This window comes from Fundicoccus sp. Sow4_H7, from assembly GCF_052115865.1.
Classification (GTDB): Bacteria; Bacillota; Bacilli; order Lactobacillales; family Aerococcaceae; genus Fundicoccus_A.
Genome location: NZ_JBQKME010000003.1, coordinates 172705 through 190587, shown reverse-complemented (window position 1 = coordinate 190587; position 17883 = coordinate 172705). Strand labels below are relative to the sequence as shown.

The 17883-nt window shown below is 33.8% G+C and carries 19 protein-coding genes; all 19 read right to left on the bottom strand.

All coding sequences use genetic code 11. The annotated features are described in order from the left end of the window. Positions 1–98 precede the first annotated feature (98 nt). Positions 99–683 (bottom strand): hypothetical protein, encoded by a 585-nt coding sequence (locus ACTQ54_RS04985; RefSeq protein WP_441755057.1) that lies wholly within the window; start codon positions 681–683, stop codon positions 99–101. A 53-nt stretch (positions 684–736) separates the two neighbouring features. Further along, positions 737–1693, bottom strand: coding sequence for a hypothetical protein (locus ACTQ54_RS04980; RefSeq protein WP_441755056.1), 957 nt, complete (start codon positions 1691–1693; stop codon positions 737–739). Between the two features lie 14 nt (positions 1694–1707). Next, positions 1708–1947: a hypothetical protein gene (locus tag ACTQ54_RS04975; RefSeq protein WP_441755055.1), complete on the bottom strand. Its 240-nt coding sequence runs from the start codon at positions 1945–1947 to the stop codon at positions 1708–1710. Between the two features lie 957 nt (positions 1948–2904). Then, positions 2905–3774: a ParB/RepB/Spo0J family partition protein gene (locus ACTQ54_RS04970; RefSeq protein ID WP_441755054.1), complete on the bottom strand. Its 870-nt coding sequence runs from the start codon at positions 3772–3774 to the stop codon at positions 2905–2907. After that, positions 3774–4595, bottom strand: a complete 822-nt coding sequence (locus tag ACTQ54_RS04965; protein WP_441755053.1) for a ParA family protein — start codon at positions 4593–4595, stop codon at positions 3774–3776. The genes ACTQ54_RS04970 and ACTQ54_RS04965 overlap by 1 nt, the downstream gene beginning before the upstream one ends. A gap of 330 nt (positions 4596–4925) precedes the next feature. After that, entirely contained in the window at positions 4926–5381 is a 456-nt protein-coding gene (locus ACTQ54_RS04960) for a GNAT family N-acetyltransferase (protein ID WP_441755052.1), read from the bottom strand. Positions 5382–5767: 386 nt separating this feature from the next. Beyond that, positions 5768–7738 carry a PTS fructose transporter subunit IIABC gene (locus tag ACTQ54_RS04955; protein ID WP_441755051.1) on the bottom strand — a complete coding sequence of 657 codons (1971 nt, stop codon included), beginning with the start codon at positions 7736–7738 and terminating at the stop codon, positions 5768–5770. Positions 7739–7742: 4 nt separating this feature from the next. Continuing rightward, positions 7743–8666 carry a 1-phosphofructokinase gene (gene pfkB, locus ACTQ54_RS04950; protein WP_441755050.1) on the bottom strand — a complete coding sequence of 308 codons (924 nt, stop codon included), beginning with the start codon at positions 8664–8666 and terminating at the stop codon, positions 7743–7745. Positions 8667–8669: 3 nt separating this feature from the next. Next, positions 8670–9416: a DeoR/GlpR family DNA-binding transcription regulator gene (locus ACTQ54_RS04945; protein ID WP_441755049.1), complete on the bottom strand. Its 747-nt coding sequence runs from the start codon at positions 9414–9416 to the stop codon at positions 8670–8672. Positions 9417–9635: 219 nt separating this feature from the next. Continuing rightward, positions 9636–11033 carry a Fe-S cluster assembly protein SufB gene (gene sufB / locus ACTQ54_RS04940; RefSeq protein WP_441755048.1) on the bottom strand — a complete coding sequence of 466 codons (1398 nt, stop codon included), beginning with the start codon at positions 11031–11033 and terminating at the stop codon, positions 9636–9638. A gap of 25 nt (positions 11034–11058) precedes the next feature. Beyond that, a complete protein-coding gene (gene sufU / locus ACTQ54_RS04935; protein WP_441755047.1) occupies positions 11059–11499 on the bottom strand; it encodes a Fe-S cluster assembly sulfur transfer protein SufU in 441 nt (146 codons plus the stop codon). Beyond that, the gene (locus tag ACTQ54_RS04930; protein ID WP_441755046.1) at positions 11496–12722 is read right to left on the bottom strand and encodes a cysteine desulfurase; all 1227 of its coding nucleotides are present in this window, start codon (positions 12720–12722) and stop codon (positions 11496–11498) included. Before ACTQ54_RS04930 ends, sufU begins: the two co-directional genes overlap by 4 nt. Next, complete coding sequence (gene sufD / locus ACTQ54_RS04925; RefSeq protein ID WP_441755045.1) at positions 12712–13941, bottom strand: Fe-S cluster assembly protein SufD; 1230 nt, start codon at positions 13939–13941, stop codon at positions 12712–12714. The genes ACTQ54_RS04930 and sufD overlap by 11 nt, the downstream gene beginning before the upstream one ends. Before the next feature lie 10 nt (positions 13942–13951). Further along, a complete protein-coding gene (gene sufC / locus ACTQ54_RS04920; protein WP_441755044.1) occupies positions 13952–14722 on the bottom strand; it encodes a Fe-S cluster assembly ATPase SufC in 771 nt (256 codons plus the stop codon). 34 nt (positions 14723–14756) lie between these two features. Then, entirely contained in the window at positions 14757–15011 is a 255-nt protein-coding gene (locus ACTQ54_RS04915) for an ABC transporter substrate-binding protein (protein ID WP_441755043.1), read from the bottom strand. Between the two features lie 313 nt (positions 15012–15324). After that, entirely contained in the window at positions 15325–15522 is a 198-nt protein-coding gene (locus ACTQ54_RS04910; protein ID WP_441755042.1) for an iron chelate uptake ABC transporter family permease subunit, read from the bottom strand. An 11-nt stretch (positions 15523–15533) separates the two neighbouring features. After that, the gene (locus ACTQ54_RS04905; protein ID WP_441755041.1) at positions 15534–15707 is read right to left on the bottom strand and encodes a hypothetical protein; all 174 of its coding nucleotides are present in this window, start codon (positions 15705–15707) and stop codon (positions 15534–15536) included. 227 nt (positions 15708–15934) lie between these two features. After that, complete coding sequence (locus tag ACTQ54_RS04900; RefSeq protein ID WP_441755084.1) at positions 15935–16264, bottom strand: iron chelate uptake ABC transporter family permease subunit; 330 nt, start codon at positions 16262–16264, stop codon at positions 15935–15937. A 653-nt stretch (positions 16265–16917) separates the two neighbouring features. After that, positions 16918–17874, bottom strand: a complete 957-nt coding sequence (locus ACTQ54_RS04895; protein WP_441755040.1) for a sugar kinase — start codon at positions 17872–17874, stop codon at positions 16918–16920. Positions 17875–17883 lie beyond the last annotated feature (9 nt).

Here is a 17883-nt window from a genome sequence, read left to right as displayed (position 1 = left end):
CCATTTCAAACTATGGTGGTATTACTAAATATGTAATGTTTAACTCCATTTTTAACCTCCTAAATACAAAAACGACTTATAAAAAGTCGTTTAATTTGTTAATTTCCATAATAATAATCTACACCGTAATAGGGTGTGCCATTTTGTAGAAAACCAGCAGTGTAAACTTGATAATTGGTAGCCCCTTCTGGAAAGTTATATGCTCCCCAAGACAGGCCTTCGTCCATGGAAGCAAAGTATCCAACAGGTATTGAAGTTGGAGCGTTTGGATAAATTACCTCTGGTTGCGGAATAGGCTCTGGATCTGGTATGCTTTCTGGTTCTGGTTCGGGTTTAGATTCGAGTTTAGATTCTGGTTCTGGTTTTGGTTGAGGTGTTGTTACGTGGTTATTATTCTGATTTGATGAAGATACTTCTGTATAAGTTTCTCCATCACTATTCTTAGAACTACTCACTCCTTGTGAAACATTATTTTCTTCTTTTGTTGTTTCTACACTCTTATTTGTTTCTTCATTAGCGAAAAGGCTATTAAAGAATGCTGTTACTTTTGCTTGCTGCGTTTCGTTTGTAATATGAATAGTATCTGTTGTTTGAAGCATTATACTTTCAGCAGAAACAGTTTTACTACTTTGAAATATAAAAATTGTACTTAACAACATAATTCCTAGTGTTATTTTTTTCATTTTATAGTCACCACTCTTTTCTAGTTTAATATCTTAATTTTATGAAACATGGACTAGTTATCGGAATTGCGATTAAAAAAATCAATAATCGGAATTTCAATATGATCGTATCTTGAATCGATAGGTTTACCTTCGCGAGAATATCTCATTTTTAATCCTTTTATGAAGTATTTTGGATAATCTCCAATACTACTTATCCGTTCTTTTTGCTCACACCATTTTAGTTGTTCTTCGATTAACTTTAAATTTTGCAACTCATAGTGGTTTTCAAGTTCAAGTAATATTTTTTCTCTATCAGGTTTCAAGACTAAATTTTTTTTTAATAGTTTTTCAATCTCTTTTAATTCTTTTGTCATTGTAGGTAATAAAATTAAAGATTTATTTTTTTCTTTGTTATTAATAAATATATCTTCTTCTTCATCTTTGTCTTTATAGTAAATCTCTTTATTAGTTAATTTACTAAGTGTTGATTTTCGACTGTCCATTTTGGACTGTCCAAAATCAACATTTGAAGAAACGTCGCTATAATCATGTTTTTTGGACTGTTGATTTTCGACAGTCCAAAACCGACAGTCCAGCGTATCTTTATTATCTGCGAAAATATAATCCGTTAATTCTAAGTTGTTAAAGTTTTTTTGTTTCATGGATTTGTGATATAAAACAAAATTTTCATCAAAATTTTGCCATAATAACTCTTGAATTTCATCTAATTTAAATGGTTCAACGTTGTAAAAGTAACGGTATTCATAAGACTTACCTGTCCGCTTCCTAAATTGTATAATATAATTATTTTCTACTAACTCATCCCAAATACGGTCTATAACAGTACGTTTATTTTTCGGGAATCGCTTCTGCAATTCTGTCTTTCTTAGTATCCATGTATCAGGATAACTAGAAATATTAGCGATTAAGCCAATCGATTCTAAAGACAAATCTGTATTTTGCAGTAATTCTCTGGGTAAACTTTCGTAACCTTTATGCTTACTATATCGTTTTATGGTATCGCTCATGACATCACTCCCTATTAACTAAATAATTCAAACACAAAGTTCATCACCGTAAAGTAAAATTTTTCTGCTAGTTCAAATACAAAATCTGGTATTAATTCTAAAATAAAAGCAGAAATATTATTTGCCTGTTCAGGCTGGTAGGATGACATTCCCCAACCAATAATAAATAATAAAATTAACGTAAAAATCATAAAACTAATGATTCTTAACATATACATTATTATTTTGTATATGAGATATTGTTTAATGAACATGATTTTCACCTACTGTTAACTTAATAAAATCTACTATAAGACACTGCTCGATACCGTCATTAAATACGTTAATGAGTTCTATTTGTGGAATTTTTTTTTGACATTTTATTCCTCGCATTTTATTCCTCCAAAATATCATTTAGTAAAGATAAAAGTGCTCCCTATTTTTATGAAAAGGAGCTTCAAGATGGATTGTATCTTCTTTACATTCCATACAATAAACTGTTATTTCTTGAAATATTTCTTTTTTTTCACTGTTTCTTCGTGGGATTATCCTTTTGCAACCGCAAATTCGGCATAGTAGTTCTGCTGGATACGTCTTTCTTTTTATAATGTACATTGATTTAATCCTCTTAATTCTCTCTCTTTGTTTGATTGCGCTCAAAATAGATTCCTATGGACTCCTTAATGAGTGGAAGTAAGTATCCAGAAGCTAGTATTAATAGAGTACCTAGAATGAACAAAAACTTATCAGCTGTTGGAAATGAAGAATCAAATCCTAACAATAAAATAAAAAGAAGAAACAACGTTCCGATTACTCTTGAAAATAAAGCTAACAGGTTCGTTAAAGGAGTAATAAGCACCAACAGTATGTAAATACCATATAATACAACGTCTATAGTTATTTTAAGTATGAACACTATAAATTGAAACATTGCTTCCACTTCCTTTCGTTTAAAAACTTCTTGCCAGCGTGGCAAGAAGTTGAGGTTTGATTTAGTCATAGTTTGATAGTTAAATTTTTTAAAAGATTTCACCAAAATTTTCTATGAGTTTCATCTTTGAATTCTTCTGCTTCGATAAAGTCCATTTCTTTTTTACAGTTGTAGCAGTACATTGTCTTGATGTGAAATATTTCTCGCCTTCGTGTGAATGTTCTCGGCAGTTCCATTTTGCAACCGCACTCCTTACATAAAAAAGTTGAAATATAAGATCTCTGTTTCATATCTTCACCACTTATTCTATGACTGGATTTTTTAAGTACTTTAAGTCATTTAGAATTTCGAGAAAATCCTCAATGACATCATCATCTAGCGTAATATCCTTATTAACTAACGCATTTTTTACTTTACTTATTTCTGTTAATTTTTTTGGAGGTACTTTTGTTAAAATAGTCAAGATATCTGATTTAGTTATTTCATTATTATTCTTTTCTAATTCATTTAATGATTTTGCTTGATTAGTGGTAAGTTTGACGTTTTCACTTGCTATTATTTCTACTAAATTATTCTGATTGCTACTTGATAGCCCTGCAATCAATTCAGCAGTTGGTAATGAGAGTTCTCCTTCATCAAATTGATCCATAAGTTCAGGAACTAGCTTTGTTGTCTTGATATAGCGAGCAATAGTTCTGCTTGATTCTTTTTCTGTTTTTGCTATTTCTTCTAAAGCGTGTAGTTTGTTTTCCTTACGTTTTCCTTGTGATTTCAATGCTTCATTTCTCATTTTAAAGGCTTCTGCTTTTTCTCGATTGGATAATTCTTGTCTTTGAAGTAAGTTTGATTGAACTAAAATCAATTTGGCTTCATTGTCTGTGCAATCTTTAATAATTGCTGGAACATTTACTTCACCATTTAACTTCATAGCATTTAAGCGATTATGCCCAGAAAGTACCTGATACTTTCTACCTTCAATTGTTCTTACAATTAATGGATTTAAAAGACCGTTTTGTTTAATATCTTCCGAAAGTTCTTCTAATTTTTCTTTGGAATACATTTTAAAAGGCTGATTAGGGTATGGTTCAAGTTGTGAAATTGGAAGTAAAATAATGTTATTTAGTTCAGTATCTGGTTGGCCTAATCCAAACATCGATTCAATCGATAACATCACTTTTGCCCCCCTTTATTTGAGATTTCAGTTGCTAAATTTGCATAATCAATAGCTAATCGACTTTGATTCATTTGTTCAAGTGGAACTCTATCAGCATATGATTTTCTAGCTTCTGTCAGTTCTTTAATTTCAATAGATAGTAGTAAACCAGGATACATTTTTCGAAGCTTTTCTCTTACTTCTTTACTAATTTTTGTATGGTTAACTTTCGTATAAACAATTCCTTCAATTTTTAACTCTCTATTCAAACGTTTTTGAACCATCTTTACATATTCAAACAGTTGTTCTAATCCTTCAAATGCACCATAACTTGCTTCGACTGGAACGATAATGCTATCAACCGCTGTCAATACATTAATTAGCAACATGTTTAACGCAGGCATACAATCTATTAGTACATAATCGTAAAGTTCTCTGATTTTCAAGTTTGTTAAAATATCCGTCAAAATATATTCTCTTGCATTTGTCATTACAAGCTTTAACTCAATAGCAGATAGTGACAAATTAGTAGGGATATAGTGAAGTGTTTCGTTATACTTTTGAATTAAAGATTTTACATACTCTGTTTCTCCTACTATTTCTTGCCCTATGGCTTCCGAAATTGTAAGAACATGTTCTTCTCCTTCGAGATAGTTTGTTAAATTGTGTTGTGGATCAAAGTCTATTAGAAGTACCTTATATCCTTGTTTACTTAGCGAGTAGCCAAGATTCATAGTTGTCATTGTTTTACCAACGCCACCTTTTTGGTTGGCGATAGCAATTACTTTACCTAACTTCTTGTCACGCTGGCAAGAAGTTGCATTCTGTGTGTTTTCCATTTATTTACACGTCCTTTTATTTTTTCAAACAAAAAAAGACCTACTAATCATTTCGATTAGTAGATCTTGAAATTTATATTAATTATACATCAATTAACTATCGTAATATTTAACTCATTTATAATTAAAATATCATAGGTAATGTTGAAATAAACATACATGTTAAATTTACTATATATTATGTAAACCCATATAATATTTAAGATATTATCTGATTTATTTAATGATCAAATGCATCACTCTCTTCCTTTCACTTTATGTGCAATTCAAAAGACAATTTATCAAAAGCTGTTTAGTTGCTTAAGAAAAATTGTCTTAGACTAATTCTTGTTACTTATGCCGGTAATGCAATACATGTTCGTTATACTCCTCATTAAAGCCTACTTCTTTAAAACCTAGACTAATTAGCAGATGCTTCATTGGCTCGTTTCCTTGGACATAATCTGCTACTAATATGCGTTCTGGATAATTGTTTTCTGTATATTTAATAATTTCCTTTATAGCTTTTCTACCATATCCTTTGCCTTGGAATTGTTGGCCAATCATAATACGCCAGATCATGAATTCGTTGCTATCGGCTTCAATTTCATACAATACAAAGCCAACCACTTTATCATTCCAATATATAGCATTAGGAAATGAATCATTATTATTCCTATATAACCAACATTGTGCCAAAGAAAAGACATTATCGGACACCCATTTAGCAGCTTTTTGTTTTTCGGTTAGTTCTAATTGTATGACATTGTTAAAATTTGATTCATCTACTGCTTTTATCTTAAGCATTTTGTTCCTCCGTTTAATTCATTTTTATTTGATTGATTAGCTAAATTGAAGTGTTAAGCGAAAATGTTTAACGTATTTGTCTCATTAAATAACGCCGAACCATAAGAAAATCATCTTATGGTTCTAGTACGTGTGATTTATTCTTTTTATATGAAAGTGTTTTACATACACATCCATAATCTATGGTCATACTGTTACAATTCCAGAACACAAAGTTCCTTAAGCAAGTGCTTAAAGCCACCCATTCGCCAAACAACACTCCTACTCACCGTATGCTACTTAAAATTTTTCAAACTCCTTCTTTGCTAAAACAATTTTATATAATTTATCACCAAAGACAAATAAAACACTGCTCTTTACAATCACAGAACAGTGTTTTTCTAGTATTATTTATCTAATTGTTCGCTAGGGCTTTTTACTAAGAAATTCAGTAGTAAAGCACCGACAAAGCCACCAATTAACCAAGATAAAGCGTACATTAATGGATTCGTTACCCCACCAGCTAAGACCGCGAAAATACCACCGTGAGGTACAAAGCTGACACTTCCGAATACCATTGAGAGAGCACCTGCTACCCCACTACCAATGGCTAGTGAAGGGATAACACGTAATGGGTTAGAGGCAGCGAATGGAATTGCTCCTTCAGTAATGAAGGATGCTCCCATGACATAGTTAACGAGCGCACTGTTTCTTTGTTCAGGTGCCCATAAGTTTTTGTTGAAAGTTGCTGAGATGGCGATGGCTAGTGGCGGTACCATACCACCGACCATAACCGCAGCCATAACATCTGAACCCGCGCCATTAGAGGCTGTAACTAAGGCTGCTCCTGTAACATAAGCAGCCTTATTGATAGGTCCACCCATATCGATTGACATCATCGCTGCTACAACAAAGCCTAAAACCACGGATAATTCAGAGGGAATGCTTGTTAATAGGTTTTGAAGTCCTGTCATCACCGCGCCCATTGGGGCATTGACAACAAAGAACATTATTAGTCCCATAGCTAAGACACCTAGTACAGGGTATAGGAAGATCGGCTTCATACCTTCAATCGACTTCGGTAACCAGCTTAATCCTTTACGTAAGCACCATACTATTCCTCCCGCTAGGAAACCAGCCACTAAAGCACCTAAGAACCCTGATGCTTCAGCATTTTCAAAGATTCCTGCCCCACTGAAAGCTGATAAGGTAGAAGGATTTGCGAAGACCCCACCCATGAAACCAATTACCAAACCTGGACGGTCTGCAACAGATTGACCGATGAATCCTGCTAGAACAGGTAACATCATTCCAAATGATAGGCTCCCAATTGTATTTAATACATGAGCAATTTGGTTGTAAGAAGGATCTTCTGGATTAGATGAGTTAATTCCCCAGAAAAAAGACAAGGCAATAAGTATTCCACCTGCGACAACGAATGGTAACATATGAGAGACGCCATTCATTAAGTGCTTGTAAAATTGACGACCTAATGATTCATTCTCATCAGAATCTGAAGCCGTTGTGTGCTCTTCTCGGTTAGCGCGATAAATCTTGGCATCCGCTTTGGCTGCGCGTCCTACTAATTCATCGGCTTTATTAATTCCGTCAGCTACTTTCGTAATAATAACCGGCTTACCATCAAAACGAGCCATCTCAACCTGCTTGTCAGCTGCTACAATAATTGCAGTCGCCCTTTCGATATCAGCTGAAGTTAAGCGATTCCCAACACCTGTTTGTCCATTTGTTTCAACTTTAATATCATAACCAGCTTTTTTAGCTGCCTGATTCAATTTCTCTTCGGCCATATAAGTATGGGCAATTCCTGTTGGACATGCAGTTACTGCAAGTAAGTAAATATCTCCAGCAGTTTGAGCTTTTTCATCAATAGAAGATACTGCCGCTTGTACTTTTTCTTCTTCTTTTTCTGCTTCAAAGCTGGCAATAATATCCACAATTTCTTTTGATGTTTGGGCGTTCAATAAAGCTTCCTTAGCTTGAGGATTCATTAATATACTTGAGAGACTTGCTAGGGCTTGAAGATGTTCTCCACCCCCTTCAGGAGCAGCAATCATAAAGATTAACTTAGCTGGTAGCCCATCGAATGATGCCCACTCGACCCCTTCATTAGAACGTGCAAAGACGATTGCTGCTTGCTTAATGGAAGCATCTTGTGCATGAGGAATCGCAATCTCATCCCCGACACCCGTAGTCGATTGAGCCTCTCTCGCTTCTAATTTCTTAACGTAACTATCTACATCACTTACTCCACCGGCTTGTGCAAAACGCTCAGCGAGATAACGTAATGTACTTTTTTTGTCTGTGTTTTCTAGTGATAGATCCATCGCATCTTTGACGAATAACTCTGCTAATTTCATTATCTTAAACTCCAATCTTTGTAATTTTTATCTCATCTACTAATTGATTCACTGTATCTAACTGTGCAATACCTATTGAAAAAGCGGTGCTACTTCCGCAAGCTGCCCCTTGACGAAGGCTTGCTATATAATCTTGACTCTCTATATATTTGGCAGTAAATCCAGCAACCATAGAATCCCCTGCACCGACTGAATTAATCACTTGACCTTTAGGCACTGAAGATTGATAAATCTCTCCATGTTCTGTTAATAAGAAGGCGCCATCTCCACCCAATGAGATGATGACATTTCGTCCACCTCGCTGTTGCAATTCCCTAGCGTAATAAATCACTTCTTGGTGACTTTGAATTTCGACATTGAATATTTCAGCTAGTTCATGAATATTAGGTTTAATCAAGAACGGTTGATAGGCCAAACAAGCAGTTAATAAGTCTTTATTAGTATCCAGAACGAATCTAGCGCCTTTTTCCTTGCATAACTTAGCTATTTTAACATAATGGTCACTCGTCATACCGGGAGCTGTATTCCCTGCAAGAAAAACAACATCTTCCCCCGTAAGCTTAGAATCAAAATATTGGAAAAGTTGATCAATATCAGCCTGATGAATCACTGGTCCCTTCGCATTTATCTCCGTTTCCTCAGCTGCTTTCAGCTTGACATTAATACGTGTAATCGCATCAACCTCAACGAATTCTGGTTGTACGCCTTCCGTCAATAATTGTTGTCGAATAAATTCACCAGTAAAGCCACCTAGGAATCCGGTTGCAATATTGTCGTGACCAAGACGTTTAAGTAAGACAGACATATTAATCCCCTTACCTCCAGCTACATATTCATCTCGTTGGACACGGTTCAATTCACCTAAGGTCACATGATCTGTACTCATTACTAAGTCAACGGCTGGATTGAATGTAATTGTATATAACATGATTTATACTTCCTTTACTTTCGTTAATTTACTAAACTTCTCACGCACTCTATCCGTTAAGGTATTGGTTATAACCATTGCATCATCCAATTCAACAATCTTACAAAACGATACCTTATCAAACTTACTACTATCTGAGAGCATATAGACTTGGTTAGTTTGATTAATAGCCGTCTGTTTCACATGTGCTTCTTCACGATCGGGTGTCGTAAAACCATATTGACTATCAATTCCATTCGTTCCCATAAATGCTTTCGAGAAATGATATTGTTTCAATTGACTGACTGCATCCGCACCAATCATCGCACGTGTCTTTGGCTTAATGAAACCTCCAATGAGAATCGTCTCAATATTAAGGTCGCTTAAGTAAGTTGCAATCTCTAATCCATTGGTTACCACCGTAATATCTTCTGCTTCGATAAAAGGCAACATAAAAAAGGTTGTCGTTCCAGCATCAATATAGATAAAATCATTCACTTGAATTAATGAAGCCGCATACTTTCCGATACGTTCCTTCTCACTACGGTATTGTTCTGACTTTTCTTTGACACTTGGTTCGTAATCCACTGAGAATATCCGCTTAGCACCCCCATGAACTCTAACTAATTCACCCGCTTCTTCTAGTTGTGATAAATCACGTCTCACAGTTGACTCAGAAGCACCTGTTGCTTCAATAATCTCATAGAGTTTGACAATGACTTCTCGTTTGAGCAAATTTCTAATGGCTTGGTGCCGTTCTTCTGTAAGCATTCACATCACTTCCTTGAATAAAGAATACACCAAAAGCTACCACTAATCAATCACTTTCATTTATTTGTAACTAAAATCAATCAAATCCACTCAAAATGCAGATTTTGATCATATAAATAATTTGTTTCTTTTTGCAAATAGTGGTTGAACTAATTAATGGAAATCCTAAAAAAAGCTCGAAACACTTTAATATAAAGGTTTCAAGCAATGACTTAATTGTTACCCCACAGACCCTTCCATCTCAAAACTAATTAAACGATTCAATTCAACCGCATATACTAAAGGCAGCTCTTTTGAAACAGGTTCAACAAATCCCATGACAATCATTTCCGTAGCTTTTTGTTCACTTAGGCCTCTACTCATTAGGTAATAAAGTTGTTCTTCTGAAATTTTAGATACTTTTGCTTCATGTTCTAAATTAACATGCGAATTATGAATTTCATTATATGGAATCGTATCTGAAGTTGACTCTCCATCTAAAATAATAGTGTCACACTCAATATGGGAATCTGAATTGAGTGCATTCTTTGCAACATAAATTTGACCGCGATAATTTACAGATCCACCATCACGCGCTATTGACTTTGAAATAATGTTACTTGATGTATTTGGTGCAAGATGATAAATTTTTGTTCCCGTATCTTGTACTTGTCCTTTTCCTGCCATTGCCATCGTTGTCACTGTTCCTTTGGAACCTTGACCTTTTAAGAAAATACTTGGATATTTCATTGTTATTTTTGCACCGATGTTTCCGTCAATCCATTCAACCGTTGCACCTTCTTCAGCAACTGCTCTTTTTGTGACTAAATTATAAACATTATCGGACCAATTTTGAATGGTTGTATATCTACAATATGCATCCTTTTTAACAATAATCTCTACAGTTGCTGCATGTAAGGAGCTCGCTGAAAATGTAGGGGCTGTACAACCTTCAACGTAATTTACACTCGCCCCCTCTTCCACTACAATTAAAGTCCGTTCAAATTGCCCCATCGACGCTTCATTTATACGAAAATACATTTGAACGGGTACTTCTACACGGACATTTTTAGGGACATAAATAAAAGTTCCACCAGACCAAACGGCTGCATTTAAAGCGGCCAATTTATTATCATCATAAGGTACAAGCGTTCCAAAATATTCTTTAAAAATTTCTGGATATTCTTGTAATGCAGTATCTGTATCCATAAAAACAATTCCTAATTTTTCATATTCCGTTTTTAAGTTATGATAAACAACTTCAGATTCATATTGTGCACCCGTCCCTGCAAGATAAGCACGTTCGGCCTCTGGAATTCCTAGTCGATCAAATGTCTTTTTGATTTTTTCTGGTACTTCATCCCATGTACGTGCTGGTCCTGTAGATGGTTTTCTATAAAATGTATAATCGTCAAAATCAATATCTGATAAGTCAGCTCCCCATGTGGGCATTGGACGGTCTAAAAAATGTTTATAAGCTTTTAATCGATAGTTCAGCATCCATTCTGGTTCATTTTTTCTAGCTGAAATATCCCGAACAATCTCTTCAGATAAACCTTTCCCTGTATCATACAAAGATTCAATATCATCATGAAAACCATATTGGTATTCACTTCTAGTTGGTACATTTTCATGCATCTCTACGCTGACTCTCCTTCTAGCTTTATTCTTTTTCTACTTCCTCTATTCCTTCTTCTAATGCATGCCAAGATAGCGTTGCGCAACGAATTCTTGTGGGAAATTTAGATACACCCTGTAAATAAACAGCATCTTTCAAAGGTTTTATATCGATTTCTTCATTTCCTTTGACTAAATCATAAAATGTATTGATTAAGTTTTGGGCTTCAACCAAAGTTTTTCCCTTCATGATTTCTGTCATCATACTAGCACTAGCTATTGAAATCGCACATCCTTGTCCTTGAAAGCTAACATCTGTAATAACTCCACCTTCTAATTTGAATTGGACGAGGACTAGGTCTCCACAAGACGGATTAAACAGTTCGAATTCTCCAGTGGTATCTTCTAATGTTCTTTTATTGCTTGGATTTTTAGAATGCTCTTTTATCAACGTTCGATAGAGCATCTCTAAGCGTTTAGGTCTCATCCGTTGAAAAACTCCTTTGCATTTCTTAAAGCTTGTATCGTCTGATTAATTTCTTTTTTTGTATTATAAAAATATAAACTTATACGAGAAGTTGCGACAACATTTAACTGTCGCATTAAAAGCTGTCCACAATGATGCCCTGCTCTAATTGCGATCCCTTCTAAATCTAGAGCCGTCGATAAGTCATGAGGATGAATATCATCTAGATTGAATGAAATAACTCCTGATCGTTCACATAAATCATCAGGTCCATAGATTTTAAGGCCATCAATATCTAGCAAACTTTCATATAAATATTTAAATAAACTATCTTCATACGCTTTAATATTTTTCATACCTAATGTATTTAAGTAGTCAATAGCTGCTCCTAATCCAATTGCGCCCGAAATGTTCGGCGTTCCCGCTTCAAATTTCTTTGGAATTGCTGCCCAAGTACTTTTGTATTCTTGTACAAACTCAATCATTTCTCCACCAAATTCCGCTGGTTCAATTGCCTCTAACCATTGCATTTTTCCATATAGAACACCTATTCCAGTTGGCCCTAACATCTTATGTCCCGAAAACACATAAAAATCTACATCAAGTGCTTGAACATTTACTTCAAAATGAGGAACAGCTTGAGCTCCATCTACAATTACGATGGCCCCTTTTTCATTAGCAATTTTTGTCATTTCTTGAACTGGATTTATCGTACCTAAGATATTTGAAACATGAGTAAAAGCAACAATTTTTGTTCTAGTATTTAATTTTTTTCTATAGTCTTCTATATCTATTTTTCCGTCATTGGTTAATTGAACATAAACTAAATTAGCATTTTTTTCCTTTGCTAATTGTTGCCAAGGAATAATATTGGAATGGTGTTCCATATAGGTGAGTAAGATCTCATCACCCGCTTTGATTTTTGAAGCTAGACTTTTAGCTAAATAATTTAAGCTAGAAGTTGTACCTCTTGTAAAAATAATTTCTTCTTTTTGTTTAGCTCCGATAAATTTAGAAACTTTTTCGCGAACATCTTCATAGACTTGCGTAGCTTCTCCTGAAAGAGTGTGTACACCACGATAAACATTTGCATTATAGTTCTGATAGTAATTCGTTATTGCATCTATTACTTGTTTTGGCTTTTGAGTAGTCGCCGCATTGTCAAAATAAATTAATGATTGATCATTTATTTTCCGTTTTAAAATTGGAAAATCTTCACGTACGTTAGTCCAATCAATCGTCATATTTAGCCAACTTTCTTTCAATAGTATCGATTAATTCTTGTCGAACTTCTTCAATTGAAATTTCGGATAATACGATGCCTAAGAAACCACGAATCATTAACTTCTCAGCTTGTTTTTTCTCAAGTCCCCTACTCATTAAGTAATAGAGTTGTTCTTGATCCACTCGACTGACAGAAGCAGCATGACCGGCTTGTACCTCATATTCATCAATTAATAATATCGGATTAGCATCCGCCCTTGCTTCATCAGATAACATCAAGACACGTGATTTTTGTTGAGCATCACTATTTTTCGAATTTCTCAATATATTTCCGATACCATTAAAGCTTAGAGTTGATTTATCTAAAGCTACGCCATGTTGAAAAATATTTCCCTCAGTATTTCTACCAATATTTGTAATGTTGATATTTAATCCTTGGGTTTGGTTTTCATAAGTGATAGCAACTGTTTTTACATCTGAAGATGACCCTTGGCCATCTAGATTTACATACACATTTTCAATAACATTTCCGTCACTCATTGCACCTAATGCCCAATTGACAACCGCATCTTTACTTATTTTTGCAGTTCTTTGAATAAATGCTGTTGTATTCTTTCCAAACTGATCTAAAGCAGAATATTGAACGTTTGCTCCTGTGTCTGCTAGTATTTGAATAAATATATTTGCTTTAAAATCTACTTCGTTTTCTCTATTTATATATTTCTCAATGATTTCTACTGATGAGTTGGCTGTTGCATAAATCAATACTTGTCGATTAGAAATTTCGTTATTAAGAATAAAAGATAACTCAAGAGCCTTATTTGAATGATAATTTTCAGGAATGTAAATAAATAGACTATCTGTCAAGAATGCCATTGTGAAAGCATTAAATAAATTGTCGTTTTTGATAAAATCAGACTTCCTATAAATCTCTTTAAACAAATCTTTATGATTTGAAAAAGCTTGTTCAAAATCTAGAACTAATATCCCCTCGTCACTTTGAGAATGTCTTTGCTTTTCAATTGCAAAATTCCATTCATTAAATTGTTTTTGGACTATTGAAGCATTCCATAAATCCCAATTTGAGTAGTTAATACGCTCGATTTTTGGAAGATCCAATTCATCTATCGCCATAAGTGCATTGAGTCGATAGTTTAGTAGCCAGTCTGGTTCATTTAATTTCATAGAAAGGTTGCTTACTATTTTTTGGTGTTTGTCAAAAGTATTAATTTCTGTCATGTTCCCCTCCTCACTCTTCCATCGCAACATTTAATCCTAAGTCATCAGCAATTCCTTTATATCCTTCTTTTTCAAGTTGTTTTGCAAGGGAAGCATCGCCACTTTTTACGATACGTCCATCCATTACAATATGAACAAAATCAGGAATGACAAAATTTAATAGTCTTTGATAGTGTGTGATAATGATTGAACCAAAATCATCACCCCGCATTTCATTTATTCCTTTTGAAACGACTTGTAAAGCATCGATGTCTAATCCTGAATCAATTTCATCTAAAATAGCAAACTTTGGTTCAATCATTAATAACTGTAGAATTTCATTCCGCTTTTTCTCCCCACCAGAAAAACCTTCGTTTAAGTATCTTTCAGCCATTTCTTCCGGCATGTCTAAAATCGCCATTTTATTATCTAACTTTTCTATGAAATCTCTAATACTGATCTTATCCCCTTCATCACGTCGTGCATTAATTGATGCACGTAAAAATTCAGCATTAGTTACACCAGGAATTTCACTTGGGTACTGTACAGCTAGAAAAAGACCAGCACGAGCTCTTTCATCCACTTCTAACTCTAAAACATTCATACCATCAAACCAGATTTCTCCTTCCGTAATTTCAACGGATGGATGTCCCATAATAGCAGCTGCTAAGGTTGATTTTCCCGTGCCATTTGGTCCCATAATAGCGTGAATTTCACCTGTTTTTACAGTAAGATTGAAACCCTTTAAGATTTTTTTATCCTCAATTAAAACGTGTAAATTTTTGATTTCTAAAGTTGTCACTCTACATCCCTCTTATCTATTTATTTTGATTAAATTATTCAAACACAGTTGCCACATCAGCTATCATTTGTTTGTAAGCTTGAACACCACGATTACTTAAATACCATGAATCTGGAGTTAAATAATGAATCTGATTATTTTGATATGCTGTAATTTGTTGAATTAATGGATTTTTGTCAAAACTTGAAGCATTTGAGCTCCTATCATTTGTTGATATAGCAGTTGAACGTTCTAAAACAAAGATGACATTAGGATCTTGTTCAACAGTATATTCATATGAAATCTGCATTCCATGATTTGAGACCTAAATATTCTCATCAGTGACAATAAACCCAAAATCATCGTATACATGGCTAAAGAGTGGGCCATTACCAAAAACCGGTAATAATCCTTCATTGTACATCGGCATTATGGCTCTCATCCCAGATTCATCGGCTTTTAGGGTTAATTCATTTTATACTAGGTGTAAGTATATGATTTTCCGTCATTGTTTGGAAGGGAATAGTTGCAATACTAATGCAGATTGCAACTAGAAAATAAGCTGCTGAAAATCCCTAAAAATAACAAAACTGCAAGTATGACATAAGAATTATTTCTCCTTTTCATGAAAGTTCACCTCTCAATAATAGATAAATGAACAATGCACTACCAATTATTCTAACAATAACGCTTACCGGAATTTCATAAGGAAAAAGTATAATTCTTGATAAGATATCACACACTAAAATGAAAATAGCATCGTAATTTGTTACATAAAATAAATTATGTTTAAAGTAGTCGCCTTTAAACAAAGAAACCATATTAGGGATGATTATCCTAAGAACGGAATAGTCCCAACGGTTAATAAAACAACTGTTGCACCAAATGAAATAAAAAAAACACCAATAAATATAATCTTTCCATAGGTATCCCCTAATTGAATAACGAAATTTTTTCCTAAACCCATAACTGAAAAATAATATGCACCAATAATATTTCCAATCATAGACAGTAATGATAATAAAATTAGCTGATGATTATTAGAACTTATTAAAGAAAAATTGACTTGCAACCAAGCTAATATACTTTGTACTAAATCCCACTGTAATATAGGTTCCTAAAGATGAAATAATATTTCCAAACATAATACCAATAATTGGTACAACAATAGATTTTTAAGTCGAACTCAATATAAAAGAACGACAAAAATGAGCGTACCTACTATCGCAAAAACTAAAGCAAATGTCGCTCGGTTAAGGATCGATTCCTTTGGAAAAACAAAAATGATACCAAGAGGCCTAAACGAGCACTTTGCATTGTTCCAACAGTTGATAGAGATGTAAATTTGTTTTGTGTTAATTGTTGCATCAATAGTCCTGACAAGGCTAGTGTTGCTACTGCAAGTATTAAACTTATCGTTCGAGGCAATCGAGTAGTTACTATAATATTCCATTCTATTGAACTAGTTTGCAAAAAATCACCAATCGATAGTTTATTCACACCAACAAATATCGATAATATACTCAACAGCAAAAGAAGCAGAATGACGAGATTATTTTTCATGAATAATATTTTTATCATTATTTTCTCTACACTACTTTTTTAGATACAATATAGATTATACACTCCTTCACAATTAATATGAATTTGTTTCTCAATATAACTAATTTGTATTTTTTTAATTCCATATAACACTTCTACATTCATGTTATAAATAAATAATCTGTAAATGAATTATATTCAACACATAATATACATCAGTGAATTTTTTAGTAATTTAAGATATCTCTTCTTGATGTACTTTTTGTGCGGTTATGATGATTTAATAGATGTGAATAAATCCCATAAAGTTTTGTGGTTTTATGTTATGAGTATAAAAAAATACTAGCAATAAAAAAGAGCCACAAAGTGACTCAGAAGATATGATGTTGAAAGTTCTCCAGGTGTAATAGATGCCTCGAATTTATTACGTGATAAAAATGAGGACTTCCCTTTCATTATGTTTGGACATGGTGAAACAAAAAGGGCTCTTAAAGTAGATGATTATGTTTACAAAGATTATTATTTCGCTTTCTTTGATATTTATAAAGAATTAATTATAGGGCTAAGTTAATCATAATTCTAAATATGATATTTATTAATGAAGTTACCCTACTCTTTTATTAAAAAAATGTGCTAATGGATTCATTCCCCATTAGCACTTTTTTATTTGTTATTTAGTTTGACTGATTCTTAATAAATTCAGCAAGTTCTTCTGGTGTTGGTAAACCTTCATTATCAGAAATATGACTTACTTGAATAGCTCCAATTGCATTGGCTCTTTCTAAAATTTTATCAAGAGAAAGTCCTTCAATTAATCCTGTAACGACACCAACGGCAAAACCATCTCCAGCTCCTACAGTATCTACAATTTTATCCAGTTTAAATCCAGCAGATACTGTTTTATGAGTTACATCATTTTCCTTGGTATAAGCTAAACATCCATCCGAACCATTTTTGATAATAATTCCAGTAACACCATGACTTAAATAAAACTTCGCAATTTCATCTGGATTATTTGATCCTGTTAAGATTTCCCCTTCACTAATACCAGGTAATACATAGTCTGCGAGAAAGGCTATGTCATTGATCCCTTTGATCATTTTTTCAGTTGAACCCCATAAAACAGGTCTTAAATTAGGGTCAAATACGATTGTAATTTCTTTTTCTTTTGCACGTTCAATTAAGTTTTTAGCGAATCGATATGTTTCATCGTTAACTGCTAAAAATACGCCTGAAATATGCAATACATCTACATCATCTAAATTCACTTCGTTACTTAATTCAAAAGGTATTTTTGATGCAGCTGAATTTTTTCTCATATAAAATACTTCCGGGTCATTTTCAGTATCTTTTGCCTTTAATTGAAGTCCAGTTGGTGCACCGTCATAAAAACGACTATAGCTTGTGCCGATACCTTCTTTTTCTAGAAAAGCAGCAATATGTTTTCCAAATGGATCGTTACCTATTTGTGTCACATATTCAATGTCATGTCCTAAACGATTAACGCCAACCGACACATTAATTTCAGCACCTGCAATATACCTAGTATATGAATTAACAGATTCTAATGGACCTTCCTCATTTGCTACAAATAATGCCATTGGTTCTCCAACGGTTACAACTTTACCCATAATAAAACG

Coding starts and splice junctions, on each gene's coding strand:
- ACTQ54_RS04985 (WP_441755057.1), bottom strand. CDS start 683: ATGAAAAAAATAACACTAGGAATTATGTTGTTAAGTACAATTTTTATA.
- ACTQ54_RS04980 (WP_441755056.1), bottom strand. CDS start 1,693: ATGAGCGATACCATAAAACGATATAGTAAGCATAAAGGTTACGAAAGT.
- ACTQ54_RS04975 (WP_441755055.1), bottom strand. CDS start 1,947: ATGTTCATTAAACAATATCTCATATACAAAATAATAATGTATATGTTA.
- ACTQ54_RS04970 (WP_441755054.1), bottom strand. CDS start 3,774: ATGTTATCGATTGAATCGATGTTTGGATTAGGCCAACCAGATACTGAA.
- ACTQ54_RS04965 (WP_441755053.1), bottom strand. CDS start 4,595: ATGGAAAACACACAGAATGCAACTTCTTGCCAGCGTGACAAGAAGTTA.
- ACTQ54_RS04960 (WP_441755052.1), bottom strand. CDS start 5,381: ATGCTTAAGATAAAAGCAGTAGATGAATCAAATTTTAACAATGTCATA.
- ACTQ54_RS04955 (WP_441755051.1), bottom strand. CDS start 7,738: ATGAAATTAGCAGAGTTATTCGTCAAAGATGCGATGGATCTATCACTA.
- pfkB (WP_441755050.1), bottom strand. CDS start 8,666: ATGTTATATACAATTACATTCAATCCAGCCGTTGACTTAGTAATGAGT.
- ACTQ54_RS04945 (WP_441755049.1), bottom strand. CDS start 9,416: ATGCTTACAGAAGAACGGCACCAAGCCATTAGAAATTTGCTCAAACGA.
- sufB (WP_441755048.1), bottom strand. CDS start 11,033: ATGCATGAAAATGTACCAACTAGAAGTGAATACCAATATGGTTTTCAT.
- sufU (WP_441755047.1), bottom strand. CDS start 11,499: ATGAGACCTAAACGCTTAGAGATGCTCTATCGAACGTTGATAAAAGAG.
- ACTQ54_RS04930 (WP_441755046.1), bottom strand. CDS start 12,722: ATGACGATTGATTGGACTAACGTACGTGAAGATTTTCCAATTTTAAAA.
- sufD (WP_441755045.1), bottom strand. CDS start 13,941: ATGACAGAAATTAATACTTTTGACAAACACCAAAAAATAGTAAGCAAC.
- ACTQ54_RS04915 (WP_441755043.1), bottom strand. CDS start 15,011: ATGCAGATTTCATATGAATATACTGTTGAACAAGATCCTAATGTCATC.
- ACTQ54_RS04910 (WP_441755042.1), bottom strand. CDS start 15,522: ATGGTTTCTTTGTTTAAAGGCGACTACTTTAAACATAATTTATTTTAT.
- ACTQ54_RS04905 (WP_441755041.1), bottom strand. CDS start 15,707: ATGATTGGAAATATTATTGGTGCATATTATTTTTCAGTTATGGGTTTA.
- ACTQ54_RS04900 (WP_441755084.1), bottom strand. CDS start 16,264: ATGAAAAATAATCTCGTCATTCTGCTTCTTTTGCTGTTGAGTATATTA.
- ACTQ54_RS04895 (WP_441755040.1), bottom strand. CDS start 17,874: ATGGGTAAAGTTGTAACCGTTGGAGAACCAATGGCATTATTTGTAGCA.